General features: G+C 39.4%; 16 protein-coding genes, 2 tRNA genes and 1 other RNA gene. 11 read left to right on the top strand and 8 right to left on the bottom strand.

The window, feature by feature from the left end; translation table 11 throughout:
• From F984_RS14240 to F984_RS14225, 4 genes are all read right to left on the bottom strand, one after another.
• Positions 1 to 75, bottom strand: a tRNA-Gln gene (locus F984_RS14240).
• Positions 74 to 907 (bottom strand): 4-(cytidine 5'-diphospho)-2-C-methyl-D-erythritol kinase, encoded by an 834-nt coding sequence (gene ispE, locus F984_RS14235; protein WP_004710292.1) that lies wholly within the window; start codon positions 905 to 907, stop codon positions 74 to 76. The genes F984_RS14240 and ispE overlap by 2 nt, the downstream gene beginning before the upstream one ends.
• Positions 908 to 925: 18 nt before the next feature.
• Complete coding sequence (gene lolB / locus F984_RS14230; RefSeq protein ID WP_002050400.1) at positions 926 to 1,504, bottom strand: lipoprotein insertase outer membrane protein LolB; 579 nt, start codon at positions 1,502 to 1,504, stop codon at positions 926 to 928.
• Between the two features lie 4 nt (positions 1,505 to 1,508).
• Entirely contained in the window at positions 1,509 to 3,218 is a 1,710-nt protein-coding gene (locus F984_RS14225; RefSeq protein WP_004710290.1) for a tetratricopeptide repeat protein, read from the bottom strand.
• Positions 3,219 to 3,306: 88 nt separating this feature from the next.
• Here F984_RS14225 and hemA point away from each other — a divergent pair, with 88 nt between their 5' ends.
• Entirely contained in the window at positions 3,307 to 4,590 is a 1,284-nt protein-coding gene (gene hemA / locus F984_RS14220; protein ID WP_004710288.1) for a glutamyl-tRNA reductase, read from the top strand.
• Here the strand turns inward: hemA and F984_RS14215 are convergent.
• On the bottom strand, positions 4,587 to 6,452 hold the full coding sequence (locus F984_RS14215) for a DNA primase (RefSeq protein WP_004710286.1): 1,866 nt from the start codon (positions 6,450 to 6,452) through the stop codon (positions 4,587 to 4,589). The genes hemA and F984_RS14215 overlap by 4 nt on opposite strands.
• A 158-nt stretch (positions 6,453 to 6,610) precedes the next feature.
• The gene (locus tag F984_RS14210) at positions 6,611 to 7,732 is read right to left on the bottom strand and encodes an outer membrane protein assembly factor BamD (RefSeq protein ID WP_002050442.1); all 1,122 of its coding nucleotides are present in this window, start codon (positions 7,730 to 7,732) and stop codon (positions 6,611 to 6,613) included.
• Between the two features lie 71 nt (positions 7,733 to 7,803).
• Between F984_RS14210 and rluD the strand changes: the two genes are divergently transcribed.
• From rluD to F984_RS14195, 3 genes are all read left to right on the top strand, one after another.
• On the top strand, positions 7,804 to 8,856 hold the full coding sequence (rluD, locus tag F984_RS14205; protein ID WP_002050385.1) for a 23S rRNA pseudouridine(1911/1915/1917) synthase RluD: 1,053 nt from the start codon (positions 7,804 to 7,806) through the stop codon (positions 8,854 to 8,856).
• 10 nt (positions 8,857 to 8,866) lie between these two features.
• A complete protein-coding gene (gene pgeF / locus F984_RS14200) occupies positions 8,867 to 9,604 on the top strand; it encodes a peptidoglycan editing factor PgeF (protein WP_004710282.1) in 738 nt (245 codons plus the stop codon).
• A 222-nt stretch (positions 9,605 to 9,826) separates the two neighbouring features.
• Positions 9,827 to 10,378 carry a flavodoxin family protein gene (locus F984_RS14195; protein ID WP_004710280.1) on the top strand — a complete coding sequence of 184 codons (552 nt, stop codon included), beginning with the start codon at positions 9,827 to 9,829 and terminating at the stop codon, positions 10,376 to 10,378.
• A 41-nt stretch (positions 10,379 to 10,419) separates the two neighbouring features.
• Here the strand turns inward: F984_RS14195 and smpB are convergent, their stop codons facing one another.
• Complete coding sequence (gene smpB / locus F984_RS14190) at positions 10,420 to 10,896, bottom strand: SsrA-binding protein SmpB (protein ID WP_001029798.1); 477 nt, start codon at positions 10,894 to 10,896, stop codon at positions 10,420 to 10,422.
• 135 nt (positions 10,897 to 11,031) lie between these two features.
• Here smpB and coaD point away from each other — a divergent pair, with 135 nt between their 5' ends.
• From coaD to F984_RS14170, 5 genes are all read left to right on the top strand, one after another.
• Positions 11,032 to 11,523: a pantetheine-phosphate adenylyltransferase gene (gene coaD / locus F984_RS14185; RefSeq protein WP_000047853.1), complete on the top strand. Its 492-nt coding sequence runs from the start codon at positions 11,032 to 11,034 to the stop codon at positions 11,521 to 11,523.
• A gap of 1 nt (position 11,524) precedes the next feature.
• Entirely contained in the window at positions 11,525 to 11,788 is a 264-nt protein-coding gene (locus F984_RS14180) for a YfhL family 4Fe-4S dicluster ferredoxin (protein ID WP_001979799.1), read from the top strand.
• A 27-nt stretch (positions 11,789 to 11,815) separates the two neighbouring features.
• Positions 11,816 to 12,170: RNase P RNA component class A (rnpB, locus tag F984_RS22200), an RNA gene on the top strand.
• A gap of 64 nt (positions 12,171 to 12,234) precedes the next feature.
• Positions 12,235 to 12,311: transfer RNA gene (locus F984_RS14175), tRNA-Met, on the top strand.
• A gap of 148 nt (positions 12,312 to 12,459) precedes the next feature.
• Positions 12,460 to 13,644, top strand: coding sequence for a porin (locus F984_RS14170; protein WP_004710277.1), 1,185 nt, complete (start codon positions 12,460 to 12,462; stop codon positions 13,642 to 13,644).
• Between the two features lie 51 nt (positions 13,645 to 13,695).
• Here F984_RS14170 and F984_RS14165 read toward each other — a convergent pair whose 3' ends face one another.
• Positions 13,696 to 14,676: a LysR family transcriptional regulator gene (locus tag F984_RS14165; protein WP_004710275.1), complete on the bottom strand. Its 981-nt coding sequence runs from the start codon at positions 14,674 to 14,676 to the stop codon at positions 13,696 to 13,698.
• Between the two features lie 103 nt (positions 14,677 to 14,779).
• Here F984_RS14165 and F984_RS14160 point away from each other — a divergent pair, with 103 nt between their 5' ends.
• Positions 14,780 to 15,892: a tartrate dehydrogenase gene (locus F984_RS14160; protein ID WP_004710273.1), complete on the top strand. Its 1,113-nt coding sequence runs from the start codon at positions 14,780 to 14,782 to the stop codon at positions 15,890 to 15,892.
• A 20-nt stretch (positions 15,893 to 15,912) separates the two neighbouring features.
• Positions 15,913 to 17,565 (top strand): BCCT family carnitine transporter, encoded by a 1,653-nt coding sequence (locus F984_RS14155; RefSeq protein WP_006581588.1) that lies wholly within the window; start codon positions 15,913 to 15,915, stop codon positions 17,563 to 17,565.
• Positions 17,566 to 17,567 lie beyond the last annotated feature (2 nt).

Genomic DNA, 17,567 nt, shown 5'->3' with positions numbered 1-17,567 from the left:
TGGCAGGGGCGGCTGGATTCGAACCAACGGATGGCGAGATCAAAACCCGCTGCCTTACCACTTGGCGACGCCCCTAACTTGCAACTTTAAAATGATGTAAAGGAGATTCTTTTAAACTATGTACCAAGTAAGCTTTACATGGTGCACGTTTAAGAATGTCATCAACATTCATTTCATCGGTTACTTCAGTAAAAACACAAGCACCTGTACCTGTAAGCTTTGCATGACCAAATTGATCAAGATATTGCATTGCTTCTTCAACTTCAGGGTATAACTTTCTAGCCAAAGGCTCAAAGTTATTTCCAAAATTAGAAGGTTCTAACTGATAGGCGCAAAATTTAGTGGTCTTAGTGTCTCTTGTCAATGTTTTTTGTGAAAAAAGCAATTGAGTGCTGATAAAACAATCAGGTTTTAAAATAATGAACTGTTTTTGATCTAAGTCTATGAATGTTAAATGTTCACCAATACCTTCAGCCCATGCATTTTTACCATAAATAAAAATAGGAACATCAGCACCAAGTTTTACACCATAGTCAGCAAGCTCTGTCTGAGTTAGGCCACATTGCCATAATTGATTTAAAACAATGAGCGTTGTGGCGGCATTCGAAGAACCTCCGCCTAGACCTGCACCCATTGGAATATTTTTTTCAATGCTAATGTGTAGGCCACACAATTTTTTTGCATGCGGTTTTAATATTTGAGCAGCCCGATAAATCAGATTCTGCTCAAGTTGAACCTCACCTAAACCTTCAATCTGGATTTCATCTTTCTCAATAGGGGAAAAAGTCATCCAGTCATATAAATCAATGAGTTGAAAAATGGTTTGTAATTCATGGTAACCATTTTCACGACGTCCCGTTATATGTAAAAACAGGTTGAGCTTGGCTGGAGAAGGAACTCGAATCATAGATTTATATAGTTAGACTTAACGGTTTTGGATAACCATTGTAATACGGTTTTCTTTATCTTCAGCAAGCGCCTGCTTTAAAACCAGTTTATTTGGTAAAGTTTGTTCACCATCATAACTAAAATTAACCGTCCAACCATCTTCAATGAGTTGGCTCACACGGTTTGCATTATCTTTGCTAATTTGGGCATTTAAAGTTGCAGGTTTCGCTAAAATCCAGCTGGTTAAATGAGTAATTGGTGCTTGCCAACCAGTAGCACGCTCTAAAAGCTCTTCAGGAGATGCTGCTGTAATAACGCCAGTTTTAGCGCTGTTTAGAGTGACTTCACCCGGTTTTCCTTGAATTTGTGTTTTTCCAACACCTAAAATTCCACTTAACTCGATATCAAAATTATCTTGCTGTTGAACCCATGTGAAAAAAGCACTACCACTTTGTTGGGGAGTACGTACTCCAATTTTACCTTGCAAATTGAAGTGTTTTTCATCTTGTACTTGGTGGGTAACTGCGGGTTTAGGCTGAGTAAAATGCTGACAACCGGTTAAGAATAATACACTTGATCCACAGATCGCTGTGCACAGTTGGGCAAGTTTGCTCATAAATTTAACTCTTTTTTACAGATGTAGGTAAAATTAACGCATCAAGCTGATGCAATTGTGGATCATTCGCGTGCTTTTGTTTCAGTTGTTGTAACACGGTACTAAATTGAGTTAACGATCCTTGCATATACAATGCTTTAGCGTAACGAATGCCAATATTTATGTTATGGCTGAGTTCATATGCTTTGCCTAAAGCTTCCGCTGCTGCTTCATAATCATTTTGTAAAAATGCAATATAGCCTAGCGTATCAAGAATTGAGGCTTGTTCAGGTGCATATTCCAATGCTTGTTCAGCATACTGTCGTGCTTCTTTTAATCTACGGTTTTGTAAAGCCAACGTATACGCATAAGCATTTAGATAAGTCGGGCTATTCGGTTCTAACTGTAATAATTGCTTAAGTGTTTTATCAAGTTTGTCGCGGTCGGTATAAGGGTCTAATAATAAAACTTCTGCATAGATGAGTTCTGGATCATCTGGTAAGTTTTTGATCGCTTCATCTAATAAATTTAATGCAGCTTTTTTATTACCCATCTTCTTTAAAATTTCAGCTTGAGCTTGATAGAGAAAGCTTGCATGCTGCGGATAATTGACTCGCTCTTGAGTTAAAAAACGTAATGCATCATGTAAATTTTCTTGCTTATCATAAATCGCAATAAGATTACGTCTGGAAACAATGTAAAGACTACCATCTACTAAACGGTAATAGGCTTTAGCAGTCTCATAGTGCTGTTTTCGTTCAGCATTGATTGCTAGGTAGTAATACGCTTCATTTTGATACTTTGCAGAGTTGCGTAAATCAACCAAATATTGTTCAGCTTTATCATATTGCTTCAGGTCAATACTGGTTAAGCCCGCAATAAATAATGCTTCTTCAGCACGAGGATTACTCTCAATAATTTTTTCTAATTTTTCAAGAGCAAGCTGGGGCTGATTAATCTGAATGAGATATCGTACTTCAGCTAATCGTATATCTAGATTTTTCTTATATTTACGGCTGGATTTTGCATACCATTTTAAAGCACTTTCTTGATCACTTAGGGCAATCAACAGGTTGGCTTTCATTAAGATAAAACTGGTTACTTTAGGACGACGGCGTAGTGCACGATTAATGGTGTTTAGTGCTGGTTCTAATTGGCCATTTTGTGCTTCCAGATTAGCGATAAGCGCTAAAATAGAAGGATTTTCCTTTTCTGCACTTGAACGTAAAGCGGTTAATAAAACTTCTCGATCTTGTGCATTTTCGGGTGCAATACTTGCCAAAATTTGTTCAAGATCGGCAGTTGGATCTATTTTTAAAATTTTATCCAAAGTTTCAGCAGCAAGCTGATATTCATGTGTTTTTAATGCAATATGCGATAAATAAAATAAAGCAGGGACGTCTTTAGGCTCTTGAACTACCCAGTGTGTTGCAATATTTAGTGCAGCTTGTAAGTCGTTGTATTCAAGTGCAACATCTAAAGCGCGCTGTTTAATGGTTGTTGAGTTACTTCTAATTGCAAGTACGGTGTAATTATGCAGTGCCGTAGGAATATCGTCATAAGCTAAGGCAAATTCAGCGACCATACTCTGTTGCAGAGCCTGATCAAATGAATGCACGGCATAGGTCTCTTGCAACGGACGTGCATAGACATATGAGGACATGCTACCTAACAATAAGAATGTGGTAGAATACTGTCTTATCGAAGCACCGTTAAAATTAATACGGCTATTCATTTGACGCAATTTTTATTGATCCAAAGTAATGCTTTTTATGACACCGATGTTGCACAATAGCATAAATTTAGCGAAATGATGATCTGATATGTCTTTCTTTGCATTGGGTGTCAACCATCAAACAGCTTCTGTAGAACTCCGCGAGCAAATTGCTTTCAATGCAGAGCGATTAAGTAATTTGCTTGCCGAGCAACGCCATCATGAGTCTTTAAAAGACTTAGTGGTTGTCTCAACCTGTAACCGTACAGAAGTCTACGCCATGGCGGAAGATGCCGAAAGCCTTCTGAAATGGTTAGCCGATGCCAATAATATTGATGTAAAGCAGTTAATTCATCATGTTTATCGTTACGAGAATGCTCAAGCGATCACACATTTAATGCGTGTTGCAAGTGGTTTAGATTCCTTAATGTTAGGTGAACCACAAATTTTAGGGCAGGTAAAAAATGCTCTAGCATTGTCTAAAGAAGCGCAGACGGTTTCTCCTGAGTTAAACAGTGTATTTGAATACGCTTTTTATGCGGCAAAACGTGTGCGTACAGAAACAGCTGTAGGTAGTCATGCAGTTTCAATGGGTTATGCTGTTGCACAATTAGCCTTACAAGTCTTTAGTAAACCTGAAAAACTCACTGTTATGGTGGTTGCAGCAGGTGAAATGAATAGTCTGGTGGCCAAGCACTTAGCGGAAATGGGTGTTGCCAAGATTATTATCTGTAATCGTAGCCGTGAACGTGCTGACCTGCTAGCTCAAGAAATTGCCCATCAAGTTGAAGTTGAGATTATTGATTTTTCAGCTTTATCAGAAAATTTATACCGTGCAGATGTTGTTTCAAGTTGCACAGGTAGTTTGCATCAAGTTATTGCATATGCAGATGTCAAAACGGCATTAAAAAAGCGCCGTTATCAACAAATGTTAATGGTTGATTTAGCTGTACCGCGCGATATTGACCCTAAAGTGGAATCACTTGATGGCGTATATCTATATGGAGTTGATGACTTACAAAGTGTAATTGATGAAAACCTAGCCCAACGCCGTCAAGCAGCTGTTGAAGCTGAGGTGATGGTGAATCAATTAGCAACCCAATTGATTACACATCAAAAAGTCAAAGAAGCAGGCAGCACAATCCATGCTTACCGCCACCATAGTGAAGAATTTAGTCAGCAAGAACTTGCTCATGCTTTAGATGCATTGCACCATGGCGGCAATCCAGAGCAAGTACTCAAAGAATTTGCTCACCGCTTAACACAAAAGTTAATGCATCCAATGTCTATGTTGTTACGTGAAGCTGCTAAAGCAGAAAGTCCTGATTATTTCGAGTGGCTCCAACAGCATCTACAGGATGTATTTGATCATGAGCGAAAACCGAAACGTTAAGACAATAATCTTAAGCTAATTTGTTTGGTGAGCTCATTGAGTTGTTGTCTTAGGTTTCTTGACTCAACTAAAGAAATTTTAGATTTTAGCTTTTGACGTAAATATCTTTCTTGTAAGCCTAAGGCATATTCTTTAGCGAGTTTATCTGCTACTTCTGGTGCTTGAGTTAATGCCTGAATATTAGTTCTTTGCATAATATCTGCAATTTCATGGCAATAACTGCTACATGCACCTAACACATAATATGTCGCTAACTCTTGGTCATCAGGCAATTCATCAAATATACGATTTAGAATTGCTAATATTTTAGCCAATAACTCATCTTGTGGAATATAAGCCCGTAATCCTTCAAAATGAATATAAAGAAACGGATGGTGCATTAAAATTGCGACAGCAAAGTCTTCATCTTTTGTCTGAATATTAAAAGATAACGATGCATCATGACTAATTTGTGGGGTAAGGCGTTTACCTAACCCTAACTTTTCACGGAAAGATTGGGTTAATAGATAACGGAAAGATCCCTGTTTGGGTAATAACTCGGTAAGTTCTCTTAGTTCGCCCATGACAAGACTTTTGCCTTCAGGCGTACTAATGTCATGTTGGCCAGTAAGATGGGCAAAAACAAAGTCAGAGAGCAGGGGCGCTTGCTGTAAAAGTCTTTGGAAGTTTTCGAGGCCTTCACGTCGAATTAATGAGTCTGGATCGTGATCATTTGGTAATACAAAGAACTTAAGCTCACGTCCATCATTTAGAAGTGGTAACGCAATTTCTAAAGTTCGACGTGCTGCTTTTTGACCTGCTATATCGCCGTCAAAGGCAATTGTAATTCGATTATTTTGTTTAAATAAAATATTAAGGTGTTCTGTATTACTTGCCGTTCCTAAAGTCGCGACAGCGCCTGTAATACCATATTGCTGTAAAGCAATAACATCCATATATCCTTCAACCATTAACCAGTCGTTAGACTTTAATTTTCTACCTTCATATAAACCATAAAGTAATTGGTTTTTATGGAAAACTTCTGAGTCTGGTGAGTTGATGTATTTAGGTTTAATTTCGTCATTGAGTGCACGACCACCAAAACCAACTACACGACCCTTCGGGTCTCGAATTGGAAAAATGACACGATCACGTAAAAGGTCAAAGTCACGACCACTATCGCTTGAACGGATGAGGCCAAGTTGCTTTAAGCCCTCAATATCATAAGGAAAAGCTTTTTCTAGATGCTGCCAGTCTTCTGGTGCATAACCTAAACGCCAGAACTGAATAGTCTGGTCACTTAAACCACGTTGCTTAAAGTAATTTTTGGCTTTTTGACTAGTCGGTAATTGATGCTCATAAAACTGGGCAACATTTTCTAGAAGGTCGTATAAATTACCTTCTTGTACAGGTTCCTCAAAATTAAATGGCTGTTCGAACTGGGCAAAAGGATCATCAAAATACACTGGTTCAAGTGTATTGTACTGATCATCTACAGGTGCTTGAGTACTGGGTTCAACAACTGTTTTTGCTGGAACTGGTGGTTTGGTAACCTGGCGTGTATAAGACAGTTTTTTATTATCGGTATTATCTTTGGGTAATTCGACACCTGCATTGCTCGATAACTCTTTCATTACATCGATAAAGTTTCGGTTATCAATATCCATTAGGAAACGGATGGCATTGCCGTTTGCTTGGCAACCGAAGCAATGATAGTACTGTTTATCGCGATAAACATGGAAAGAAGGGGTTTTCTCTTGATGAAAAGGGCAACAACCAGAATATGTTCGTCCGGTCTTTTTCAATTTCACACGTTGACCAATCAGATCGACAATATCTGTCCGATCTAGAATCTGATCAATCGTATGCTGTGGAATTGCCATAATTCAGATAACCGTGTTTAAACTAATGATGCGATAGGTCAGATTATTCTGACATGATGAAACGAGATATGCCCGATAAATATTTTACTATTTTATAAAAACAAACAGGCAAGTCATATCACTTGCCTGTTTGTTGGTTATTTTTAAGCTGTTATGACTTATTGAGCAGCGTCGTCCGGTTCAGTTGAAGATGCTGCAGGTGCAGTGGTTGCACCTTCTGCTGCTTTTTCAGGCTTATCAAGTAAACCGAAGCTTAAACGGTTAGTCCAGCTACGTTCAGTTTTTGGAGTCTCAACCGGTGCTTTTGTTGTTTCTTGAGTTTCTTCTTTGCCAGAATTACCCATTAAACCAAAGCTTACACGGTTCAGTAGACTACGTTTAGGTTCTGTTTCAGTAGTCGTAGTATCAGGTGTTGTAGACTTAGATTCACGGCCGAGAATACCCAAGGTAGCACGGTTAATCCAGTTGCCTTCTTTACGGGCAGCACGCATGTTTACTGTGCCATTTTTATTAACAAGGCTAGGATAATTAAGCTTTAAAACTTCAATGTATTGTTGTGAAGTTGCTTTGTCACCCAACTGGTCATAGCTATATGCCAAAGTTGCTAATGCTTCTGGTATTTGAGGTGTTTGTGGATAGTGTTCAATAACCCATTGTGAACGCTCAGCTGCTGCAACCCATGCTTTACGTTTAACGTTAAAGCGTGCAGCATTCATTTCGCTTTCAGCAAGCTCTTGACCAATAAATTTCATACGCTGTGCTGCATCGACAGAATATTGGCTGCTTGGGAAGCGGCGAATCAGATCAACAAAGTTTTGATAAGCAACTTTTAAATAACTGATGTCACGGTGTGATTGTTGCAAAGATGTGTAGCGCAATAAACTGTCATAGTTCAGCTCCATGTTAGATACGCCACGTACATAGTAGGCATAATCTACATTTGGATGCTGAGGATTTAAACGAATAAAGCGTTCAGCTAGAGCAATCGCCCCTTCATAATCTTTTTGTTTAAATTTTGAATAGAGAAGTTCGAGTTGTGCTTGTTGCGCGTATTGTCCAGTTGGATAATAGGTGTCAATCGCTTCTAAAGATTTAGTAGCTTCAAGATATTGACCACGATCAAGAGATTTTTGGGCCTTTTCAAAATATGCTTGTTCACTAGATTGCGGGCCAGTATCGACCACTTCTTTTTTACTTGGATTGCTGCTACAGCCCACAAATGCAGACGCTACACCTAGAGATAAGGCAAGCATCGTAATTTTATAACGTGGTAGCGACATAAAAACTCCTCTGTTATGTTGGGCAATGAGCTACAATTGCGCTATTAAACCACTTTTATCTCAATGATCAAATGACTTCAGCACAATCTTCAAACACAAACTTCTCTGAAACCGACTTCAATTTACTTGAAGATTCTGAGGATGCAGATAACCATACTTCTGATACAACTGCAACACGTTTATCGTTGCAAGTTCAGTTAGATGAAAGCTACTTAGGGCAACGTATCGACCAAGTTGCAGCCATGGTGTGGAGTGAGTTTTCGCGTGAAAAGCTCAAGCAATGGTTGAAGGATGGCCATCTGTTGGTGAATGGTAACATTGTTAAACCTAAGCATCGTTGTGAAGGGACAGAGCTACTTACGCTCGAAGTTGAGCTTGAAGCTCAGACGACGAGTCAACCTGAAAACATTCCACTTAATATTGTTTATGAAGATGATGATATTTTAGTCATTAATAAACCAGTAGGGATGGTAGTGCATCCAGGAGCAGGTAATACCTCTGGAACTTTAGTGAATGCCTTGCTTTATCATTTTCCAAAATTGGCAGAACTTTCTCGTGCTGGTTTAGTACATCGTATTGATAAAGACACCAGTGGACTATTAGTTGTTGCTAAAACACTAGAAGCGCAATTTTCTTTAAGTAAACAGTTGGCAAATAAGTCGGTTTATCGTGTATATGACTTAGTTGTTTATGGAAATATTATTGCTGGCGGTACGATTGATGAGCCAATTAAACGCCACCCAGTTGACCGTGTGAAAATGGCGATTTTACCGGGTGGGCGTGATGCAGTGACGCATTACAACGTAAAAGAGCGTTTTAAAGATTTTACTCGTGTGCAAGCTCGTCTTGAAACAGGCCGAACTCATCAGATTCGTGTGCATTTTAGTTATATTGGTTACGGCTTGATTGGTGATCAGGTTTATATGAACCGTGTACGTGTACCTGCTGGTGCATCTGAATTACTCATTGAAACTTTACGTGGTTTCAAACGTCAAGCATTGCATGCAGCTAAGTTGGGTTTAAAACATCCGCGTACTGGTGAAGAAATGTTATTTGAAGCACCTTGGCCTGAAGATTTTACTCAGTTGGTTAATGTGCTACGTTCAGAAAACGCTGCATATTAAGGACATGCATATGGAATTTGTTCAAGGTTTACCGCAAGGCGTATTTGTAGGGCAGACACGTGTTCAACATCCTTTGGCTTTGCCAACGGACCAAACCGAATTAACTGGGTTTAATCTTGCTTTACACGTTAAAGATGAAGCTGCACGCGTTCAGCAGCATCGAATGATGCTTTTAGACGAATTTGCTCAGTTTGGTGTTAAGAAAATGACATGGATGACCCAAACGCATAGTACGATTTGTCATACGGTAAATGAACAAATTCCCTTTACAGCCTTAATTGGCGATGGATTGATTACTCAAACCAAAGGTCATGCGTTAATGATGATGACAGCCGATTGTTTGCCTGTAGTACTTGGTAACGCAGAGGGCACTGAAGTTGCCAACTTACATGCAGGGTGGCGAGGTTTGGCGGGCGGTATTATTGAAAATACAGTTGCTGCAATGCAAAGCCCTCCAACTTGGGCGTGGTTAGGAGCTGCGATTAGTCAACCTTGCTTTGAAATTGGAGCCGAAGTAAAAACTGCTTTTTGTAGTAAATATCCTGAATTGGAAACTGCATTTATTGATGGAGCAGCTCCAGATAAATTTCATGCAGATTTATACGCGATTGCTCGTTTTATTTTGCAAGGCCTTGGTGTTAAGCAAGTTTTAGGCGGCGATCAATGCTCATATCAACAGCAAGAAGAGTATTTCTCTTACCGCCGTGATGCTAAAACTGGCCGTATGGCAACTTTTGTTTTTATGTAATTTATAAAAATCGTATTTAATTTTAGAAGTACGATTGTTGTGATATTACTCTCTTATGTTATTTAAATTTAAAAATAATATAAGGGAGTTTTTTATTTTTTGTATTTTCAGTATTTACTTAAATAAACTGCTTAAAAGCTAATTTTTGATATTCTTAGATCACGGTTTAGCAACTTTTAATAAAATGATAAAATACAAAAAATCGCTCAAAATATTAAGCTTATGTCTTTGCCTGAAAAACATCTTTCTATTGTCTATCACAGTCCATATGGTCATACCGCAAAGGTAGCATCTGCTATTGCTGCTGGTGCACAAGTGATGGGTGTTAAAGTACATGTGATGAATATTGAGCACATTGACTGGGATGTTTTAGATGCCTCACAGGGTATTATTTTTGGTTCTCCAACATATATGGGGAGTGTAACTGCCGACTTTAAAAAGTTTATGGATAGTACCTCCAAACGCTGGAAAAATCGTTTATGGCAAGGCAAATTAGCAGCGGGTTTTGCAAATTCAGGTGGCCTGAGTGGTGATAAGCTAGCGGTTTTGCAACAACTTAATATTTTTGCGATGCAGCATGGCATGCTCTGGTCTGGTTTGCCTTTAATGACAACAGGCCATACCGAAACTGATTTAAACCGTTTATCGAGCTGTTTAGGGTTGATGACTCAATCAGATAATGCACCAGTTGAAATTACACCGCCACAAGGTGATTTAGATACTGCTAAATGGTTTGGTGAATATATTGCTGGACTTTTATATAGATTAAATTAGTAAAAAATAAAAAAGCCTCTTTATAGAGGCTTTTTAGTCTATTATTTATGAAATATACGGGCTTTATCACGTTGCCAGTCACGTTCTTTTTCAGTCGCACGTTTATCGTGGAGTTGTTTACCTTTCACGAGTGCAATTTCAAGCTTGACCAGATGACCTTTCCAGTAACATGCTAATGGAACGCACGAATAACCTTTTTGGTTCACTGCACCCATAAGCTTTTCAAGTTCACGACGAGATAATAATAATTTACGTGTACGTGTAGCTTCCGGCACGATATGTGTAGATGCAGAAAGGAGCGGTTGAATTTGTGCACCAAATAAAAATGCTTCACCGTTTTTAAAAATGACATAACTTTCTGTCAAACTCATACGACCAGCACGTAAAGACTTTACTTCCCAGCCGAGTAAAGACATGCCAGCTTCAAATTTTTCTTCGATAAAATAATCATGACGGGCACGTTTATTTTGTGCGATGGTTCCGCCATTATGTTTCTTTACTACAGTTGCTTTCGCCATAATTCAAACTTCCACAATTGCCCCTATTGTGCCGTAAACTGATGCCAAGGTGAAGTTTTTTCCCACATATCAATATTTCGCCTCATGTATAACTTTTGCTAAAATAGGTGCACAATACAATTAGAGTACTAGCGGATGTCTAAAACGCGTGTAATTTATCCTGGAACATTTGACCCTATCACAAATGGGCACGTTGATTTAGTTACTAGAGCATCAAGAATGTTTGATGAGGTCGTAGTAGCGATTGCAATTGGACATCATAAAAATCCTTTGTTCAGTCTAGAAGAGAGAGTTGCACTGGCACAGTCATCATTAGGCCATCTATCAAATGTTGAATTTGTAGGTTTTGATGGTTTATTGGTTAATTTTTTCAAAGAACAAAAGGCTACAGCAGTACTTCGCGGTTTAAGAGCAGTATCTGATTTTGAATATGAGTTTCAATTGGCTAATATGAATCGCCAGTTGGACCCACATTTTGAAGCCGTGTTTTTAACACCTTCTGAACAGTATTCTTTTATTTCTTCGACGTTGATTCGAGAAATTGCACGCTTAAAAGGTGATGTAACCAAGTTTGTTCCGCAAGCTGTGGTTGAAGCTTTTGAACGTAAACATCAACAAGGTTGGTAAAGTGTCGTTATATATCACCGATGAGTGCATAAACTGTGATGTTTGTGAACCAGTTTGCCCAAATGAAGCTATTTTTATGGGTGAAGTGATTTATGAAATTAATCCAGATTTATGTACCGAGTGCGTTGGTCACCATGATCAGCCACAATGTCAATTATTTTGTCCAGTCGACTGTATTCCTAAAGATCCGCAGCATGAGGAAACGGAAGAACAGCTATTAGACAAATATAAAAGATTAATTGCTCAAAAAAGCACAAGCAATTAGTGAATAAATTTGTTAATATGCGCCCTCGAAGTGAGCCGGATGGTCGCTGCTGTGGAGGTCTCCGTGACTGAAGCAGGAGAGGAAAGTCCGGGCTTCATAGGGCAGGGTGCCAGGTAACGCCTGGGCGGTGAAAGCCGACGGAAAGTGCAGCAGAGAGTAGACCGCCTCATTCGTGAGGTAAGGGTGAAAGGGTGCGGTAAGAGCGCACCGCGTGTCTGGTAACAGTTCACGGCATGGCAAACCCCACCAGAAGCAAGACCAAATAGGAATCCTAGGTGCGGCCCGTACTGGATTCGGGTAGGTCGCTTGAGCGTATGAGTGATTGTACGCCTAGAGGAATGACCATCCTCGACAGAACCCGGCTTATAGGCTCACTTCACCTCATTTTATTTAAAATTTTTCTTGACGCGCGGTAAAGAAGCTAAGATAATGCGCGCACAGTTTACGGCTATGTAGCTCAGTTGGTTAGAGCACCGCACTCATAATGCGGGGGTCACAAGTTCAAGTCTCGTCATAGCCACCATTTTACAGACCACGCTCCTGCGTGGTCTTTTTTTATGCTTATTTTTTGATTAAACACAGTTTGTAAAGACCGACTTTATAGTTCTGGCATTGTTTGTCTAACCCAATTTCTTCATGTTCTTATAACACTTAACAAGGATGTTGAAGACATGAAAAGGTCATTATTATTTTTAGGAATTCTAAGCTTAACTGCTGGAGCACAAGTTTCTGCGGCTGATTTGAGTTGGGGTGATCCAACTTTAGATTCGGGTCAATTTAAAGTGTCTGGTGCGGTACGTTCCCGTTATTTACATAAGGACTATGTGGTTGGGGCCAATGAAGGCTCTCAAAATGATGACTGGCGACTCACAGATATTAAATTAGTGTTGGGTTACGAAAATCCAGATTGGATTGCGGGCTTAGATGCTCGTTGTTACCAATATAATCGCCTGTGTGATGCAATTTTTCTAAAAAAAGCATGGGCAGGTTATAAACTGTCTGACCAACAAAGAGTTACAGTAGGTTTACAACCTGTTGATTTTGGCTTTGGAGAATTTTGGGGCAGCAGTTATTACGAGACACTTTTAAATACCGTTGGTTTAGAAGATATTGATAATTTAGGAATTAAATATAAATTTGCAGATGATAAATATAATTTGACCTTAGGTTTTTATCCATCTGATGGTGGAAATTATAAGGGTACTTCAAAGGACTCAAGCCGATATAGTGGTAATTTTGTTGAAGCTGATGACTTGTCCAATGGCACTAATATTGAAGAAAAAAATATGTGGATTGGCCGCGCATCTAGAAAATTTGAAATTGATAAAGCTCAAAATTTTTCAACAGAATTGGGTGGTTCGTTTTGGTATTCTGATTTAGAAAATAAAAGAACAAACATAGATGGACATCGTAAGTCATGGAATGTGTTTGCTCAAACACAATACCAAGCTTGGCAATGGATGTTCTTAGCAGGTAAGCAAGATGTCACGAATGGAGATGATTTATTTCCAAATAGTTCAACTATTGGTGCTTTCGACTATCCATATCAAGTAGCGAATAAGGGTAAGTATTTGGTTAATGAAATTAATTACACCTTCGCTCAGCCATTTCATCAACTTACCAATATTAAGCCTTATATTTCTCATAGTCGCTTTTTCAAAGATGAGGATGGCTATAAAGACTCTGAGCGTTTAATTGCAGGCGTTTATTTTAATTACAAAGCTATTGGTATTCAAGGTGAATATATTATGAGTAAAAATGATCCAATGGTAGGTGGTGGGGCAAATGGCCTTGCACAAGGTAGTAGTAATGACTGGGATAAACTGTTTTATCTTTCAATTGGATATTATTTCTAATATTTAAAAGCAAACGATTACCCTAAGTGAATAGGCTCACTTAGGGTTTTTTTATAGAAAGACTTTTTCAGGCGGTGGTTCTCGTTTGACGGCTGGTGAAATGAGTTGTCCGCGGTTTAGGTTTTGTACATGCTGTAAACGATTCAGTAATTCATTTTGAATAAACAAAATACAGGTTTGCAGTTTGGAAGAGCTTTTCAGACGGGATGGATAAACCGCCCATACATCTGCGTCTTGCCAATATTCAGGCAAAATATGCTGAAGTTGGCCGGTAATCAATTCATCTGCAACATCCCAAATCGAACGGAAAATAATACCGTGGCCTTCTATGGCAAGCTGATGAATAATCTCGCCGTTATTAGAAACAAAACGTGGTTTGATATGCACTGAAACATCTTCAGAAGCATGTCTAAATTTCCATAGTACAGATGATTGATCACGTTCACTAATCGTTAAACAGTCATGTGTTTGCAAATCTTCAATACTGTCAGGTACGCCGTGTTTAAGTAAATAGCTAGGTGCTGCACATAAAATTCGAAAATTAGAAGCTAACTTCTTTGCAATCATGTTTGGCGCAATTTCATTACCAATTCTGATGTCTAAATCAATACTGTGTTGAATCAAGTCCTTGGTATTGTCGATGGTGTCAAAATGTATTTGAAGCTTTGGATAAAGCATCATTAATTTAGACAAAATTGGTGCGATATGTTTTCTGCCAAAACCAAAGCTACTAATAATATCCATACGACCCGTAGGTGTACTGAGTGGGTTATTGACCAGTTCACAAACTTCATCAAATTCCTCAAGAATATTTGAAACTCTCTCAAGAATAAGTTTGCCATCTTCCGTCAGGCTAACGTGACGTGTACTGCGATGAAAAAGTTTGCAGCTTAACGTGTTTTCTAAAATATTAATTCGCTTGCTAATAAAAGCTGGCGATGTCCCAAGTTCCTCAGCAGATTCGACAAAACTTTTTAGTTTGGCGACTGTGCAAAAAACCTTTAAATCCGATAGGTTAGGTAGATTATTCACGATCCGTGTCCATTGGATTGATAGTTCCGTTGTTGATCATTTTTGCTTAAAACATCATGTTTAAGCCATACAAGGATATTAGTCGAAGGTGTGAAGGAAGCTTATGGCAAAAAGATATAAAGTTGCCACGATTGCAGGCGATGGCATTGGTTTAGAAGTTCTACCAGAAGGCATTAAGGTTGTAAAGGCAGCAGCAGAGAAGCATGGCATTGAGCTTCAGTTAGATGCTTTCGATTGGGCAAGCTGCGATTATTACCTTGAGCACGGCAAAATGATGCCGGATGACTGGTTTGAAACTTTGCAGGGCTACGATGCAATTTATTTTGGCGCTGTAGGCTGGCCAGATAAAGTGCCTGACCATATTTCGCTTTGGGGTTCACTGCTCCAGTTTCGTCGGGGTTTTGACCAGTATGTGAATTTACGTCCAGTACGCTTAATGCCTGGGGTGAAATGTCCATTAGTGGGTAAAAAACCGGGCGACATCGATTTTTATGTGGTTCGTGAAAACAGTGAAGGTGAGTACTCAGCCATTGGTGGCAAAGCTTTTGAAGGAACAGACCGAGAGTTTGTTTTACAAGAGGCTGTATTTACACGTCATGGTGTAGATCGCATTTTGCGTTATGCATTTGAATTTGCAAATCAACGTGATGCGAAAAAAATTACTGCAGCGACTAAATCAAATGGTATTGCTGTCAGCATGCCGTACTGGGATGAGCGCGTTGATGCGATGGCAAAACAATATCCACAAATTCAGGCTGATAAACAGCATGTTGATATTTTGGCGGCTCGTTTTGTGTTGCAACCTGAGCGTTTTGATGTGGTTGTGGCATCGAATTTATTTGGCGACATTCTTTCCGATTTAGGTCCTGCATGTACGGGAACCATTGGTTTGGCTGCTTCAGCAAATTTAAACCCAGAAAGAAAATTCCCATCACTGTTTGAACCTGTACATGGTTCAGCACCAGATATTTACGGTAAACAAATTGCCAACCCAATCGCTGCGATTTGGTCGGGTGCCATGATGTTCGAGTTCTTTGGTGAAGAAGACGAGCGTTGTATCCAAGCAGGTCAGGATATTATGCACGCGATTGAGAATGTCTTAATTAATGGGCCAAAGACAGCCGATATCGGCGGTCAGGCGAAAACTTATGAGGTAGGAGATGCAATTGCATCATGTGTAGCCCAAACTAAAATGGACGTATTCGCTATGGAATAACGCCATCCAAAAATGGATGTATGGATATGGATAATCAAAACACAAAAATTTATACGGATAAAGTTCTTGCCGTAACTAGCTTACTGTTTGTATTTATTTCAGTTGCTGGTTTGGCGATTTATTCGCAAGAGTCGATCAAGATTGCTGCAACGTGGATGCAATGGACGACATCGGTATTTACAACCCCAGTATTACTGTTTGCTTTTTTAGCCATCATTTTTACTTTTGGTCTTGCCTTTAGTAAATACGGAAAAATTAAGCTTGGAGAAGGAAAACCTCAATACAGCACAATGTCATGGATTTTTATGTTCATCTTGTCAGGTATTGGTTCTTCCACACTGTACTGGGGCTTTTTGGACTGGGCTTACTATTATCAAACTCCGGGTTTGAGCTTACCGCCTGAGTCAGCAGAAGCATTGAAATATAGCGTGGCTTACTCGTTTTTTCATTCTGGCTTAAGTGCTTGGGCAATTTATGCTTTGGCATCAATTTCTTTGTGCTACAGCTATCATGTGAGAAAAAACAAGGGATTAAGCTTAGCTTCAGTAATTGAGGCTGTGACAGGTTTTAAATCAACTGGCGTGGTTGGTCGTTTAGTCGACTTAATGTTCTTGCTTTGCATGTTTGGCGCATTGACGATCTCATTGGTACTCACTGCCGTGACATTTACCAATATTTTGTCTCAGCTCACAGGTATTCCAAATACCTTTATGACCAAGGTTATCATTATTTTGGCAGTTTCAGTTCTGTTCGCACTAAGTTCTTATGTAGGTATGGACAAGGGCATGCAGCGTTTAAGCCATATGGTGTGTTTGGGTGTAGTGTTATTTGCAATTTATGTACTTTGCTTTGGTCCGACTCAGTTCATTTTGAATAACTCATTAATGAGTTTTGGGTTAATGGCAACCAACTTTGTCGATATGAGTTTGTTTACCGACCCAATGGGTGACGGCAAGTTTACTCGAGAATGGACTGTTTTCTACTGGTTATGGTGGATTTCATATGCACCGGGTGTGGCACTCTTTGTAACGCGTGTTTCTAAAGGTCGTACCATTAAAGAAGTGATCTTTGCCATGGTAATTGGCGGCAGTGTCGGTCTTTGGTTCATCTTTGGTGTGTTTGAAAACTACAGCGTTTATAGCTTTATTCATGGGGCTGTCAATGTACCGCAAATCTTAAGTCAACAGGGTGGTGAGGTTGCGATTGGTCAATTGCTCAGTCTGTTACCTGCCGGAAAATTAATGATGTGGATTTTCCTCGGCATCATGGTGGTGTTCTTGGCAGCGCATATGGATGCGGTCGGATATGCGGTTTCAGCAACATGTACACGCGGTTTAAGTGAAGGACAAGATCCATCGCCAAACGCTCGTCTGTTCTGGTGTGTCATGCTGACTTTAGTTCCAATTGCTATGATTTTTAGTAAAGCACCATTAGACACCATGAAAACGGCAACTATTGTGACGGCTTTACCATTCATCGTGATTATTCTGATTCAAACCTATGGCTTAGTGAAATGGCTAATTCAGGATTATGCCAAAGTCCCATCGCATTTAATTGAGCAACAAGGTTATGATGATGCGGAAATTGGTTTAAACCAGTCTCAAGATGAACATGCAAAACGGATGCAGCTTGAGCTTGCAAGCTCAATCAAACTGGATAGAAAAACCAGCTAGAG

Source organism: Acinetobacter nosocomialis NIPH 2119 (assembly GCF_000368085.1).
Lineage (GTDB): Bacteria > Pseudomonadota > Gammaproteobacteria > Pseudomonadales > Moraxellaceae > Acinetobacter > Acinetobacter nosocomialis.
This window is presented reverse-complemented; position numbering and strand designations above follow the sequence as displayed.

What these genes read in the sequence shown, in the direction of transcription:
- ispE (WP_004710292.1), bottom strand. Translation starts at nt 907, where the DNA reads ATGATTCGAGTTCCTTCTCCAGCCAAGCTCAACCTGTTTTTACATATA.
- lolB (WP_002050400.1), bottom strand. Translation starts at nt 1,504, where the DNA reads ATGAGCAAACTTGCCCAACTGTGCACAGCGATCTGTGGATCAAGTGTA.
- F984_RS14225 (WP_004710290.1), bottom strand. Translation starts at nt 3,218, where the DNA reads ATGAATAGCCGTATTAATTTTAACGGTGCTTCGATAAGACAGTATTCT.
- hemA (WP_004710288.1), top strand. Translation starts at nt 3,307, where the DNA reads ATGTCTTTCTTTGCATTGGGTGTCAACCATCAAACAGCTTCTGTAGAA.
- F984_RS14215 (WP_004710286.1), bottom strand. Translation starts at nt 6,452, where the DNA reads ATGGCAATTCCACAGCATACGATTGATCAGATTCTAGATCGGACAGAT.
- F984_RS14210 (WP_002050442.1), bottom strand. Translation starts at nt 7,732, where the DNA reads ATGTCGCTACCACGTTATAAAATTACGATGCTTGCCTTATCTCTAGGT.
- rluD (WP_002050385.1), top strand. Translation starts at nt 7,804, where the DNA reads ATGACTTCAGCACAATCTTCAAACACAAACTTCTCTGAAACCGACTTC.
- pgeF (WP_004710282.1), top strand. Translation starts at nt 8,867, where the DNA reads ATGGAATTTGTTCAAGGTTTACCGCAAGGCGTATTTGTAGGGCAGACA.
- F984_RS14195 (WP_004710280.1), top strand. Translation starts at nt 9,827, where the DNA reads ATGTCTTTGCCTGAAAAACATCTTTCTATTGTCTATCACAGTCCATAT.
- smpB (WP_001029798.1), bottom strand. Translation starts at nt 10,896, where the DNA reads ATGGCGAAAGCAACTGTAGTAAAGAAACATAATGGCGGAACCATCGCA.
- coaD (WP_000047853.1), top strand. Translation starts at nt 11,032, where the DNA reads ATGTCTAAAACGCGTGTAATTTATCCTGGAACATTTGACCCTATCACA.
- F984_RS14170 (WP_004710277.1), top strand. Translation starts at nt 12,460, where the DNA reads ATGAAAAGGTCATTATTATTTTTAGGAATTCTAAGCTTAACTGCTGGA.
- F984_RS14160 (WP_004710273.1), top strand. Translation starts at nt 14,780, where the DNA reads ATGGCAAAAAGATATAAAGTTGCCACGATTGCAGGCGATGGCATTGGT.
- F984_RS14155 (WP_006581588.1), top strand. Translation starts at nt 15,913, where the DNA reads ATGGATATGGATAATCAAAACACAAAAATTTATACGGATAAAGTTCTT.